The sequence below is a fragment of the Mailhella massiliensis genome, assembly GCF_900155525.1.
Lineage (GTDB): Bacteria > Desulfobacterota > Desulfovibrionia > Desulfovibrionales > Desulfovibrionaceae > Mailhella > Mailhella massiliensis.
The window spans coordinates 82,737-95,894 of record NZ_LT706937.1; the positions used below are offsets into that span (position 1 = coordinate 82,737).

At 54.4% G+C, this 13,158-nt stretch carries 10 protein-coding genes, 1 tRNA gene and 1 pseudogene; 9 read left to right on the plus strand and 3 right to left on the minus strand.

Annotated features, from left to right (window positions below):
* Positions 1–11: 11 nt before the first annotated feature.
* Positions 12–3,596 (minus strand): transcription-repair coupling factor, encoded by a 3,585-nt coding sequence (gene mfd, locus CZ345_RS00920; RefSeq protein ID WP_083717052.1) that lies wholly within the window; start codon positions 3,594–3,596, stop codon positions 12–14.
* 508 nt (positions 3,597–4,104) lie between these two features.
* On the opposite strand from mfd, the gene CZ345_RS00930 reads away from it, so the two are divergent.
* The 9 genes from CZ345_RS00930 (at position 4,105) to CZ345_RS16075 (ending at position 11,917) form a co-directional block, all read left to right on the plus strand.
* A complete protein-coding gene (locus CZ345_RS00930) occupies positions 4,105–4,716 on the plus strand; it encodes a YitT family protein (RefSeq protein ID WP_204224188.1) in 612 nt (203 codons plus the stop codon).
* 659 nt (positions 4,717–5,375) lie between these two features.
* Positions 5,376–6,134, plus strand: coding sequence for a hypothetical protein (locus CZ345_RS00940; protein WP_077071327.1), 759 nt, complete (start codon positions 5,376–5,378; stop codon positions 6,132–6,134).
* 91 nt (positions 6,135–6,225) lie between these two features.
* Positions 6,226–6,320: transfer RNA gene (locus tag CZ345_RS00945), tRNA-Ser, on the plus strand.
* 118 nt (positions 6,321–6,438) lie between these two features.
* Entirely contained in the window at positions 6,439–7,002 is a 564-nt protein-coding gene (locus CZ345_RS00950) for an AHH domain-containing protein (RefSeq protein ID WP_077071328.1), read from the plus strand.
* The gene (locus CZ345_RS16435) at positions 6,989–7,456 is read left to right on the plus strand and encodes a hypothetical protein (RefSeq protein WP_144277196.1); all 468 of its coding nucleotides are present in this window, start codon (positions 6,989–6,991) and stop codon (positions 7,454–7,456) included. Before CZ345_RS00950 ends, CZ345_RS16435 begins: the two co-directional genes overlap by 14 nt.
* Positions 7,449–8,300: a hypothetical protein gene (locus CZ345_RS00955; RefSeq protein WP_077071329.1), complete on the plus strand. Its 852-nt coding sequence runs from the start codon at positions 7,449–7,451 to the stop codon at positions 8,298–8,300. The genes CZ345_RS16435 and CZ345_RS00955 overlap by 8 nt, the downstream gene beginning before the upstream one ends.
* A gap of 818 nt (positions 8,301–9,118) precedes the next feature.
* Positions 9,119–9,664 carry a GDSL-type esterase/lipase family protein gene (locus CZ345_RS16970; RefSeq protein ID WP_077071330.1) on the plus strand — a complete coding sequence of 182 codons (546 nt, stop codon included), beginning with the start codon at positions 9,119–9,121 and terminating at the stop codon, positions 9,662–9,664.
* Positions 9,665–9,959: 295 nt separating this feature from the next.
* On the plus strand, positions 9,960–10,958 hold the full coding sequence (locus CZ345_RS00965; protein WP_077071331.1) for a P1 family peptidase: 999 nt from the start codon (positions 9,960–9,962) through the stop codon (positions 10,956–10,958).
* Between the two features lie 257 nt (positions 10,959–11,215).
* Positions 11,216–11,917, plus strand: coding sequence for a Crp/Fnr family transcriptional regulator (locus tag CZ345_RS16075; protein ID WP_162274902.1), 702 nt, complete (start codon positions 11,216–11,218; stop codon positions 11,915–11,917).
* Between the two features lie 251 nt (positions 11,918–12,168).
* Here the strand turns inward: CZ345_RS16075 and CZ345_RS16080 are convergent.
* A protein-coding gene (locus tag CZ345_RS16080; RefSeq protein ID WP_239446577.1) for an IS5 family transposase occupies positions 12,169–12,926 on the minus strand; the annotation gives its coding sequence in 2 pieces (ribosomal slippage) (positions 12,169–12,590 and positions 12,590–12,926; 759 coding nt in all).
* Positions 12,912–13,151, minus strand: a pseudogene (locus tag CZ345_RS17150) (transposase); the annotation flags it as partial. The pseudogene CZ345_RS17150 and the gene CZ345_RS16080, both read right to left, overlap by 15 nt.
* Positions 13,152–13,158: the final 7 nt, after the last annotated feature.

Genomic DNA, 13,158 nt, shown 5'->3' on the forward strand with positions numbered 1-13,158 from the left:
CCTGATAATCGTTATGCTGTCCGTTTATAGCCTGTTTTTTTCACACTGGCAACGTGCCCGCGTCCTGTTTTCCCCGCAGGATTCTCCGCCCCGGCATCGGGAGCAGGGGCGCCGTTGCGTTCCTCCAGAAGACCGCTCAGAAGGGCGCGGGCCTCGTCCAGCCTTTCCGCCGGAGAAAGCCCTTCCTTCAACGAAAGTTCCAGAGTGGCCGGAGGCTGGAGCCTGATGCGGTCCCTGTGCTCCATGACAAGCCGCACGATGGCCTCGGGCCGCACGCTCCTCTGCCCTTCGGCCCAGGTGACGCGCACGCGGTCGGCCCACAGATCCGCCCGGGCCACGCCGAGTTCGTTCACGCGGGCCTTGAAGGCCAGCACGGAAAGGAAGGTTTCCAGAGGCTCGGGGAAGGGCCCGAAGCGGTCGCGTATTTCCATTTCCACGTTTTCCCGCGCCGCGCCGTCCGTGGCGGAGGAAAGCATCTTGTAATACTTCAGGCGTTCGTGGGCGTCTTCGATATAGGTGTCGGGAATATGGGCGGGCAGGCCGAGGTTGATCTCCGTTTCCGTACGCAGCAGCTCCTCCTCGCCCTTGAGGCGGGCCACGGCGTCTTCCAGCATTTCCAGGTACAGGTCCAGCCCCACGCGTGCCATGTGGCCGGACTGCGCTTCGCCGAGAATGTTGCCCGCACCGCGCAGGCGCAGATCCTCCATGGCCACCTGAAAGCCCGCGCCGAGATAGTCCATTTCCAGAATGATGCGCAGCCGCTCCCGGGCCAGCGAGGGCAGATGCTCCACGTCCGACACCACGAACACCGCATAGGCCTGCCTGTCGGAACGCCCCACTCTTCCCCGGAGCTGATAAAGCTGTCCCAGACCGAACATCTGCGCCTGATCCACGATAAGCGTGTTGGCCCGGGGAAAATCCAGTCCCGATTCCACAATGGCCGTGCATACCAGAACATCCAGTTCCCCATGCCAGAACTTGTGCATGGTGTCCTCGAGTTCCTTTTCCGCCATCTGCCCGTGAGCCATGCCCACGCGCGCGCCGGGCACGAGTTCCTTCACCATGGCGGCCGTCATGGGAAGGGTCTGCACCCTGTTGTGCACGAAAAACACCTGCCCCTGCCGGGCAAGCTCGCGTTCCATGACTTCTCTGAGCGCGCCTCTGTCCCTGTCGATGAGGGCCGTGGCCACGGGCTTGCGCTCGGCAGGAGCCGTTTCCAGCACGGAAAGCTCGCGTATGCCCGACATGGAAAGCTGAAGCGTGCGCGGAATGGGCGTGGCCGTCAGGGTAAGCGCGTCCACATTTCTGCGCAGTTCCTTCAGCTTTTCCTTATGGCGCACCCCGAAACGCTGTTCCTCGTCAAGAATGAGCAGACCGAGGTTGGGCAGCTCCACATCCTTGGAAAGCAGGCGATGCGTGCCTATGAGAATATCAATCTGTCCCCGCGCGGCGGCCTTCAGCGTTTCCGTCTGCCTTGCCTTCGGTACGAAGCGGCTGAGCAGCCCCACGTTGACGGGAAAGCCCGCCATGCGCGAACGGAAGGTCTGGTAGTGCTGCTCGGCAAGCACCGTGGTGGGACACAGAAGCGCCACCTGCCGTCCGTCGCAGGCCGCACGGAAGGCGGCGCGCAGCGCCACTTCCGTCTTGCCGAAGCCCACATCGCCGCAGATGAGGCGGTCCATGGGCACGGGCTTGTCCATGTCCTGAAACACTTCCTGTATGGCGCGGGCCTGATCGGGCGTTTCCTCAAAGCCGAAGGTGGCCTCGAATTCGTGGTACATCTCTCCCACCGAAGAATAGGAAAAGCCCTTGGCCACCTTGCGCCATGCATACATCTGCATGAGGTCGGCCGCCACCTTTTCCACGGCCTTGCGCGCCTTTTCCCGGCTGCTTGTCCAGGAACTGCCGCCCAGACGGTCCAGTGCGGGCGGCGGCCCGTCGGCCTTGAACTTCTGCACCACCGAAAGCCTGTCCACCGGCAGATAAAGACGTGCGCCGTCGGCGTATTCCAGAAGCAGATAGTCGTTGTCCACGCCGCTTCCGCCGGGACTCATGCGGTGCAGGCCGCCGAAACGCCCCACGCCGTAATCTCTGTGCACCAGAAGGTCGCCCACACGCAGATCGTCGTACCTGTCCAGACCGCGGAATGCCCCGGAAGCCACGCGGCGGGAACTTTCCGCCCGCGGCTGGAGCAGCTCTTCGCCGAGCACCAGAGCCTCGTCCCAGACAAGTTCCGCCCCCTGCCGGTACGGAGCCACCACGGCATACAGCCCGCGCCCCTCGGGATCGTAGCGCAGAGAGGGAAGAATGCCGTCCTGCTCGGCCAGCTTCAGAAACTTGCGCCGCCCCCGCTCCGAAGCGAAGGCCAGCACAACCTGACGGTGGGAGGCCATCCAGCGCTTCAGTCCGGCGGAAAGCTGCTGCCACGGTCTGTCCTGTTCCGCCTGCCCGGGAAAGAGGTCGGCAAAACCATGGAACGTCCGCTCCAGAAGGTCGACGCCGTCCCGCTCCGTGCCCATGGTCAGCGGTTCGCTGTAAAGGCGGGCCCTGCTCTCAAAGGCCTTGCCGGCCCCGTCCGCATCGCGCAGGGCAAGATGGGCGGGCTGCACAAGGCTCGTTTCCTCCGACTGCACGCGGATATACTCGCGCCACCGGCCTTCCGCCTCCTCCAGCTCTTCCCGAAGCTCATGGCGGCCGGGCAGAAAGCACACGGTATCCGGCGCGAACCAGTCGTCGAGCGCGCTCGGCGCGGCATACACTCCGCCCGGAAGAAGGCGCATGTCATCCTGCTCCAGTGCATGTTCCAGAGAGAGGCGCGACGCTTCGCTCATGCTCCTGCTGCCGACGCGAGTCTTCCAGTGGGCGCGTACCTTCTTCTTCCAGGCATCGCCGAAGCCGAAGGGCGTGACGGGCAGAAACGTCACTTCGTCAAGCCGTCCTACGGAACGCTGGGTGGCAAAGTCGAACACGCGCATTTCGTCCACGGTATCGCCGAAAAATTCCAGCCGCAGGGGCTTTTCATAGCCCGGGGGCAGAACGTCAAGGATATCGCCGCGCCGTGCCATGTCGCCGGCATGGGCCACCATGGGCACGCGCTGATATCCCCATTCCGTAAGCTGCTGCATGAGAAGCTCGGGGGCCATGTCTTCCCCGAGGCGCACGGTCATGGCCCTCGTGTCCAGAAAATCCAGGGGCGGAAGCAGCGGAATCATGTTGTCCAGCGTGAAGACCACGCCTTTCGCCGTACCGGTACGCAGGGCGTACAGCACGCTCATGCGTTCGGCCCAGCCTTCCCGGCTGAGCGTTCTCGGCCCGAAGGGAGGCAGAAAGACCCACGGGCGTTCCCAGAGCGGCGTTTCCACACCTGCGGCATCCTGTCCCGCAGTATGGACGCGTCCTACGGAAAGCTCCGGCGTAAAAAGCGTGGTCAGTCCGCGCATGACGGCAAGCGCGTCACGACTCCGCACGGCCACCGCCGCGTGACGCCCGGCGCGCACCGCATCCACGGCAAGACGGGCCAGCGTTGCCGAACCGGCGCGACTGACGGAAAGCCCCGCCCTTTCTTCCATATGACGGAACAGCGATTCTTTATCCATGATCAACAGACATGCATGATGTACGGAATATACGAAAAAAGCTCCCCATCCATGGGGAACCGGAACAATGTGACTGTGATACCAGCAAGATGCCCCGCACGCAAGGCGCAGAGCATGAGAGTTTCCCCCCGTTTCCGTCCAAAGTCCGGCAGAATGCGCCTCCCCTTGCTTTTACCGGCGGCCCGCTTTATATTGCCGGTATGAACATTCATCAGAATGCTTTTTTCCGCCTTTCCTTTGCAGGTATGGCGGAACGCCACTGGCGCAGCCATCTTTAAAAAGACGCTTCCGGCACGGAGCCTGACAGAAGCGCCTCTCTTTTCTCATGTCCGGCGCACGGACGGCGTTGCGCCTTTCCGGTACGGAGCCGCCTTTCATGCCTCCGTTCCGCGCGGCGCAGAAAGCGGTCGTTCCTCCCGTCCGGTTCCCTGCCGAAATCATCCTGTCCCCCGCTTTTTCCTCCGGCGGCGTTCAGCCGCATTCCTTTTTCGGCCACAGGAGTATTTCCGTGTCTTTCTCTCTTTCTCCCCGGCTGTGCCTCATGAATCTTGCAGGCAGCGCCATTCTGTCCTTCGGCCTTTATCAGATACATTCCCTTTCCGGCGTGACGGAAGGCGGCATTTTGGGAGCCACGCTCCTGCTTCAGCACTGGTTCCACATTTCTCCCGCCTGGTCCGGCCTCATCATGAACGCCCTCTGCTACCTTCTCGGCTGGAAGCTCATGGGAAGGGACTTCGTCCTTTATTCTCTCGTGGCGGGCGGCGGCTTTTCGCTGTTCTACGCTCTCTTTGAGCGTTTTCCCCACCTCTGGCCGCATCTGGCCGCCATGCCTCTGACGGCCGCCGTTCTGGGCGCGCTGTTCGTAGGGGTGGGCGTGGGGCTGTGCGTCCGTGCCAGCGGCGCTCCGGGCGGAGACGACGCCCTTGCCATGAGCATATCCCATTTGACGGGCTGGAACATACGCTGGCCCTATCTTATGAGCGACCTTATCGTACTCGCCCTTTCCCTCACCTATATTCCGCTGGAACGCATAGGCTATTCCCTGCTCACCGTCATCCTTTCCGGGCAGATCATCGGCTTCATGCAGCGCCTCCCCGTCCCCCGGGCCGACGCGGCCTAACTGTTTTCCCCGCACGGGCTCCGGAGCCCGTGCGGCCCCGCCTCTCCCCCTTCCATATAATATTCCATCACGCCGGCCGCGTATCCGGCCGGCATTTTTTCTGCCCGCCGTCAACCGTGTTCCGCACGCATACGGCGCTGCAAGTGCCAAATTCCGAACAGACGGCCCGCCCTCGCCTTTTCCGGTACAGAGAGAAACAGCGGAGCATCCTCATCTTCTGTTCCTTTCCTTCAACGTCGTCCTCATATTTTCCCGGATATTCCGCCCACACCCTCATTCTCATGTATGAAAAACACGGAATCTCCGCACCATACGTGACGGTACGAATCATTTATGTTCAAGATGTCAAAAGATAAAGAGAAAAAATACTGTTCACAGATAAAAGTACACCTTTTTAAAAAACAGAAAGATACGTTCATCATCCCCTGAACATAAAAAAGGCTCCACCCCCTGAACGGACGATGTTTCAACTCCTCCCTCTGTCCTCGTCCTTCTGCAACGGCGATTTCCCGGTACATTTTTCATCAAAATACGATTCTCTCATACGCTCCGCTCATCCATGGCTTGACGCGGCGTGCAAAAATCATTTTTATCAGGGCCACGCCTTCCGGCGTTTCACCTTTTCGCCATACCGTATTTAATACTTTTCGGGGGATGTCATGATTACCAACTGGCCGCTTGTTTTCTTCACCGTATTTTCCCAGCTCGGCGCAGGACTGGCCTTCTTTTCCTGGTGGAAGGATCGCCGCGACGCCGCCCCCTCTTCCCGGGGATGGCAGGTTTCCGCCGCAGCTTCCGTCCTTGCGCTGGTCGCAAGCCTGATCGCCTTCAACGGCCTTGACTCCGGGGCCATGCTGGCCGCACAGGTCTGCTGCCTGATTCTGGCCCTCGCCTCCGCAGGCGCTTCCCGCAAATGCGCGCCCTGCGGTCTCGTCGCCTGGCCTGCAGGGGCATTCTGCGTCATGGCCGAAGCCGTGGCCGCCATTCCCGGCAGCGTCGCCAGCCTTTCCGGCATCTTCCCGCTGGTGCTCTTCCCGCTCTGCACCATTATTCTCGGCGCCGTATTCTCCCAGCTCAAGCAGATGGGAGAACCCGACGATGCCGCCGTGCGCTACGGCCGCTTCTACATGCCCCTGCGCATCTGCCTGTGGATCATGCTGATCATTACCGCCATCGCGCCCTGCATGGCCTGGGAAGATCCCTTCATGCGCAAGTCCGCCATCATCTGGATGCAGACGCAGCTTTACTGGATGGGCGTCATTTTCAGCGGCGTGGTTCTCGGCCTCTCGCATATGGGCCGCATCACCCTGCTCGTACAGGCCGTCGTGGCCTTCGTCAGCATTTTCGGCCTGCGTACCGCCTTTTATGCCGACGGCGTCCACGGCATCATCGACATGAGCACCCTTTATATGCACTGATGATAAAAAATCCCTGTATTCAGGACTTGACAAGCGACGGCGCTTAGTATAGCTAAGACCCGTTGCGTATCACAAGTGCGCCGTCTTGTGCGGAGAGATGTCCGAGTCGGCCGAAGGAGCTCGCCTGCTAAGCGAGTATACGGGCATAAACCTGTATCGAGGGTTCAAATCCCTCTCTCTCCGCCACAATAAAGTCTCAGAAAGCCCTATAAGGCACTTAAAGCCTTATAGGGCTTCACTTATTTTAGCTCCTATCCTTACCAAGTGATTCTTCTGCCAATCCACAACATACGGAGCTGCCGCTATGTTTTTTACACATAACATAAAATTAAAAAGTTATCTTTCCATACTTATAGCTATAATCATTGCACTCTCTTTCTTGAATCACGCTCCGGCCTTTGCCTTTATGGGATTTTTCAAGCCTGTTGCAAAACAACTTACAAAAGAATCCGACAAAATAACAAAACCGGCGATAAAAAAAATCTCAAAAAAAACAATCGGCGGCGACTCACGAATATTAGCCAAAAATTTAAAAAACGTACCACAAGGCTATCAGGCTCATCACATCATTCCAGTGGAGTGTAAAACACATCCAGTATTAAATAAAATCGGTTTCGATATGGATGATGCCGTCAATGGCATAGCGTTGCCAGGTCGACCTGGTATGGACCCTAAACTTCCCGTTCACAGAGGATACCACTCCGACTACTCCCAAGCTGTCAGACGAGAGCTGGACAGTATTCCTGAAAATCTTTCCGAAGCTGAAACCAGGAAACGTGTCCTTAAGATAATATCTAAATTTCGTACTGAAATAGAAAGTGGACAATCTCTCTATCGTACCAATGGAGCTCCAAATGCCTGGAAATGACATCGAATGGACCGGAATTAATAATTTATATTTGTTCACAACACCCAAAAATTTAACATATAAAAAAGTAAGCTTACAAGAAGCAAAAACATTATACTGTGAAAATTCATATCTTAATACTTCTATAAATATTTGGGAAGAGGAAAGAACAATGATTCTTGCACAAAATAGAGAAAAAGAATGGGAAAATATTTTTATTCAGGCGAAAAACTTTGCCGATATTGCTTATTCACGATCATTGCAAGCAAAGAAATTGGCAAAATATCTTGATATAGATGATTTTACATTTATAAGTGATTTACCATGCGCTGGTGCAGCCTTAGAACGTCTTCTTTTTAAAAACTGGGAAAATCGTTTTTTCAACAAAGCCTTGGAAATATATAATTCAGGATATTGGATATGCGGATATCTAGATAACAACTATATTATTTGCAAGGAAGTTCCAAATGAATAACACGTCCCGTCAAGAAGAGGATAAGTCATATAAAGAAAAAAATACATCCTCAAAAAATACAATATATCTCATTATTTCATTAGTTATAATTGCGTGTGTATGCGTATTTTTACCATGGAAAACACACCCTACTAAAACTTTTGATGATATAGATAATGCCAATTTTCAAAAATTTAAGAATACAACACAAGAAGAACTTTATATTGCTATTGATCAAAATATAGATAATTTTATTGATGATCTTACTGGATTAAAATCAATTTACAATGCAGCCAAAGATTTATTACATATTGGCAATAACAATAAAGATCAATTTATAGCCGATATCTGGGACAAGCATTTCAATAATCAAATTTCAAGCATCATAGATGATCGCGTTCAAATACTTGTTTCAGATCTATACACTACAAACATTGAATGTATGAATTACATGAAAGCTAAAGGTATAAATGTAGAAGGATTTGATAGAAAAATTAAAGAGGATCTTGAAAATTCTATTCGAGCAAATATTCTTTTAATTTCCAGCGAAACAATAGATAACTCCATCATCAATCAAGTAATTAGTATTGGTGCAGGTACTGCTGCAGGAGCAGCGTTAAGTAAAGTTTTAAAAACTAATTTTATTACAACGATACTTTCATTTGGAGTAGATGCGTTAGTATCTTGTATCGTTGATGAAAAATTACACAACGAACTAAAAAATGATTTAAAAAATGACATTAAAAAATCATTGGACGACACTTTATCATCAGACGGCGGTCTTTTTACAAGGATAAAAACAAACATCGACTACTTTCACATTACAAGATCAAACTATTATGAAGAAGAATTATCTAAAATATAAAAAATATAATCACCTGTTGTTTTCTTTTTATCTATAGATATGAGATAATATTACAAAGAAAAGTTTAAGCACATGCCTGTGCGCTGTGTGGACTTTATTTTCGGTTATCCGTCATGAAACGGCGTTATCTGCGTTAATGCGTGGACGACGCCGTTTTTTGTTGGTACTTCTGTTAGTATCTGTTCCAGCGCCTGAGGCCTGGAGCGTCGAGATACCAACAGGAAGTTCCCATGCCGTTGACAGATGCCAAGGTCAAAGTGCTGTACGGTCGCGCCCGGCAGGAAGAGGAAGTGGACAAAGGAGAGGACGGTAGGGGGCGGACGCCGCAAGGCACGGAAATACCGGCGGCTCCCCTGTCGCTTTGCCGGAAACCAGAAAACCCTTGCCCTCGGTGTGTACCCTGGTGGTTCCCTGTAAAACACCCGCAGACCGGAGACCATGCCCGGGCGCTTCTCGCCAGAGCACAGCCTCCGACGAACAGAGAAAGGCACAGCGCGGGAACGGAACTCCGGGCCATGGAATCCGCCATGACTTTTAAACTGCTGGCACGCGAGGGATACGAGAAAAAGACGCTCATCCTTTCCCCTCCTTGCGCAAGCAGAAGTTCCAACAAGCTGTATTTCCATTGCTTCGCTAAAAAAAGAGCACCTGCATTCCGCCGCCGTCATTTTTTACTGGTATTTTTTCAGCAACCGTTTACGCTGCAACACATGACGCAAAGAATTGTCCGCTCAAGCCTTCAGGCGGAAGCGAGGCAAAACAGACTCACAGAGTTTCAGCCCCTTCAGGTATCCTCATCTGTAACAGCGGTTCCCATCATGAACATTCTCTGCATAGGCGACAGTCTTACCTACGGTTACGGCATACGGAGGGCGGAAACCTGGTGCGCCCTGGCCTCGCAGCGTACGGGGCACACCTTCATCAACAGGGGCGTCAACGGAGCGACCACCGGAGAAATGGCGGAGCAGGAACTCGGCGGCGATGAGCTTTTCGTCATGGGCGGGCTGAACAACCTCTTCATGGGCATGGACGTGACCGTGCCTCTGGCGGACATCCGCAGCATATGCAGCCGGGCTTCCGGCATGGGCATACGCCCCGTTGTGGGCATTCCCATGCAGATTTCCGACACGGTATCGGAAGCCTGGTGCGAAGGCCCCGTAGATATGGACTTCGTGCGCGCCGGCTATGCCGAATTCGCGGACGCCCTTGTACGGCAATGCCGCACAGACGGCACGGACTTCATCGACTTCCGACCCGTCATCGATGCGGAGCATCTTTCCTTCGACGGCATCCATCTTAATAAAAGCGGGCATGAACGCATGGCGCAGGTCGTGGCCGCGTACTGGAACGCCCGGCAACGCTGAGCGCCCCATCCTGCGACGTAAGCGGGGAAACGAAGGCGCTCCGTTCCGTGCTGTCCTTCCCGGTCATACGCGGAAAGACGGCCGGAACCATACGCAAGCAAAGACGGAAAGCGCTTCCCTTGCCCAGCCGCATCGTGAAAGAACCAGATTTCTGCTCGGCCGGAAGTATGCTTTCTGCGGCGCCTCGTCGTACTTGGCAGGTACGGCAACGCCAAAAATCTGCCACAGGCGTTTTTCCTCTTTCTTGCAACGCTGTGCACAGGCTGCTACATTCCCTCCGGAGGAGCGTTCCGCCATGAATGAGATTCTTACCGAAATTCCCTTCAACGAAATTCCGGGCCTGCGTACGGGCCATGCCCAGGACAACGAAGGCATCACCGGCTGCACCGTACTTCTGGCCGATACCGATATGGCCGCCGCGGTGGATGTCCGGGGAGGCGGCCCCGCTTCCCGGGAAACGGAACTGCTCTCCCCCACGGCCTCCTGCGAACGCATACACGCGCTGCTTTTGAGCGGCGGAAGCGCCTTCGGACTACGCGCGGCGGAAGGCGTCATGCGCTATCTGGAAGAACACGGCCGGGGATTCGATACCGGTTTCGCCCGCGTTCCGCTGGTATGCGCCTCCTGCCTGTACGATCTGGAAATCGGCGATGCCTGCGCCCGGCCCGATGCGGACATGGGGTATGCGGCCTGTCTCGATACCGCCCGCAACAGCGCCGAATGCGGCAATGTGGGGGCGGGCACGGGCTGCACCGTGGGCAAACTCGGCGGCGTGGAAACCATGATGAAATCGGGCCTCGGCTGCTATGCCGTGCGCGCAGGCAACATCATGGTGGGGGCCGTTGTCGCGGTCAACGCTCTGGGCGACGTTTTCGATATCGACAGCGGCAAAAGAACGGCGGGGATGCTTCTGCCCGACAGGTCCGGCTTTGCCGACAGCGAAAAAGTGCTGTTTTGCAGCACGGAAGAGCGTGCCGACAACCTCTTTACCGGCAACACCACCATCGGCGCGGTGGTGACCAACGCCTGTTTTGACAAAAACAAACTGAAGAAAATCGCTTCCATGGCGCACAACGGTCTTGCCCGCACCATACGCCCGCTGCATACCTCCGCCGATGGAGACAGCATCTACGCCCTTTCTACGGGAACACTCCGTGCCAACCAGGACGCCGTGGGCACGCTGGCCGCCCTGGTCATGGGAAAGGCCGTGAACCGGGCCGTACTTGCCGCAAAAGACATGGCCGGATATCCCGCCGCATGCGACATTGCCTTCCCCGCAGGAAGCAAGGCATAGAAAGCGCCCGGTCTTTTGCGACGCGGAAAAGGCTGATCCCCCCGTATGCTCTGCTCCCCCCGAGGAGGGAGGGCGAAGCGCAATGCGGAAGGAAGGATGCCCATTGCCACCCATCATCAAGGCTTATATACTTCTCTCGCCTTTGGGCTGCACGTCTGCGCCGCCATGGAGGTGCATGCCGTTCAGGGCAGAGCCGGGATCACTTCGGAAAATATGTCCTTTCCCAGCTCTTCATCTGCACGCTGATGAGGTCTGCCATGTATATTTTCCGTCAAGCCATTGTTCCCACCCTGCCGGGACAAGTCAAGGAACTTTCCCGATGCTGGGAAAAACTACTGCCCTTGGCCATCAGAAAAATCAACTACAAGAAAGGTTCCTCCTTCTTTTTTTCTGAAGAAAATCCCAACAGCTTCGCCTACATACGCCATGGAACAACCGCCACCATCGGACTTCTTCCCAATGCGGAAGAGTATATAAAGCTCTTCATAGGCGAAGGCTGCCTTTTTCATGAAGCCTATATCTTTGCAGGATTCTGCAATTCCTTTCCGCTCCACCGCTGCCTGAGCGATGTAGAAATCTATCAGTTCGACGGCAACCTCCTCATCGACCCCGACTTTCAGAAGCGTTACCCGGAGCAATATCATAACGCACTTTGGCAGATGTCCGTAAAAACGTCCGCGCTCGACATGATCGCCGATATTGCGGCCAAAAAAACCGTGGCTATGAAGATAGCCAATTTCCTGCTTATTTATGTGCAGGTCATGAACGGCAACAGCTTTTCACCGCACGTCACGCAGCTTGAGCTGGGGCTTATGCTGAACATTCACAAATCGAGTCTGAACCGAGAAATACAGAATTTTGTGGACATGGGCATTATCGACGGATTCACGAAAAAGAGATGTACCGTCATAGATTTGCAAAAATTGCAGCTTGTTGCTGAAGGAAAACTCCTATTCTGAGCCTCGATGCCCTAAATTCCTTCCCTGACTCACTGCGCAGCGGCAGAAAAAATTCCCGGAGAAAATCACAAAAATAACCTTGTGCGTATTTTTTTTCACGAATCTGCTTCTATAACGAAGGCATCGGTGAAATCGCGCGCTCACCTCACTTCTTAGGAGCAGAAATATGATCATTGATTTTCGTGTACGGCCTCCGCTGCCCGGTTTTGAAAAGCTGTCCATTCTGGGTTCCACCCTAGGTTCAGGACTCATTAAATATAAAAGATGACAATGGCAGCGAGACAAATGGCCGAAAAGAACGTGTGTGCACAACGGTCATAACGCATGGCTATTCTGCGCCAATCCTTGAGTCGGCCAAACATGATTTCTATCTTGTGCCGCTGCTTGTAAACCTCCTTGTCATAGCCCACCGGAGTTTTCCGGCTGTGTCTGCCAGGAATACACGGCGTGATTCCTTTACGGGACAAGGCATGACGAAACCAGTCGGCATCATAGCCTCTATCCGCCAGAAGCTCCCTGGCCTGCGGCAGAGTATCAAGCAGGACAGCAGCGCCTTTGTAGTCGCTCACCTGACCGCCGGACAGATGGAAGGCCAACGGTTGACCGAAGGCATTGCAGACAGCGTGGAGTTTTGAATTCAGGCCGCCTTTTGTGCGTCCGATACATCGGGAAAGGCCCCTTTTTTCAGCAAACTTGCTGCTGTCCTGTGTGCCTTGAGATGTGTGGCATCAATCATCAAGCGTGTTGTGGAGCCGTTTTGCTCAACAAGCTCCGCAAAAATCCTGTTAAAGACACCCAATCGGCTCCAGCGGATAAAACGATTGTAGAGAGTTTTGTATGGTCCATACTCGCGCGGAGCATCTTTCCATTGCAGGCCGTGCTTGATGACATAGATAATGCCGCTGATGACACGTCTGTCATCGACTCTCGGAATGCCATGGGAACGTGGAAAGTAGCGTTTGATACGAGCAATCTGTTCATGAGAAAGATAAAAAAGTTCCTTNAAAATCCTGTTAAAGACACCCAATCGGCTCCAGCGGATAAAACGATTGTAGAGAGTTTTGTATGGTCCATACTCGCGCGGAGCATCTTTCCATTGCAGGCCGTGCTTGATGACATAGATAATGCCGCTGATGACACGTCTGTCATCGACTCTCGGAATGCCATGGGAACGTGGAAAGTAGCGTTTGATACGAGCAATCTGTTCATGAGAAAGATAAAAAAGTTCCTTCATGGCATCC

Bases quoted from the DNA above. Each gene is read 5' to 3' on its own strand.
- mfd (WP_083717052.1), bottom strand. From the start codon at position 3,596: ATGGATAAAGAATCGCTGTTCCGTCATATGGAAGAAAGGGCGGGGCTT.
- CZ345_RS00940 (WP_077071327.1), top strand. From the start codon at position 5,376: ATGATTACCAACTGGCCGCTTGTTTTCTTCACCGTATTTTCCCAGCTC.
- CZ345_RS00950 (WP_077071328.1), top strand. From the start codon at position 6,439: ATGTTTTTTACACATAACATAAAATTAAAAAGTTATCTTTCCATACTT.
- CZ345_RS16435 (WP_144277196.1), top strand. From the start codon at position 6,989: ATGCCTGGAAATGACATCGAATGGACCGGAATTAATAATTTATATTTG.
- CZ345_RS00955 (WP_077071329.1), top strand. From the start codon at position 7,449: ATGAATAACACGTCCCGTCAAGAAGAGGATAAGTCATATAAAGAAAAA.
- CZ345_RS16970 (WP_077071330.1), top strand. From the start codon at position 9,119: ATGAACATTCTCTGCATAGGCGACAGTCTTACCTACGGTTACGGCATA.
- CZ345_RS00965 (WP_077071331.1), top strand. From the start codon at position 9,960: ATGAATGAGATTCTTACCGAAATTCCCTTCAACGAAATTCCGGGCCTG.
- CZ345_RS16075 (WP_162274902.1), top strand. From the start codon at position 11,216: ATGTATATTTTCCGTCAAGCCATTGTTCCCACCCTGCCGGGACAAGTC.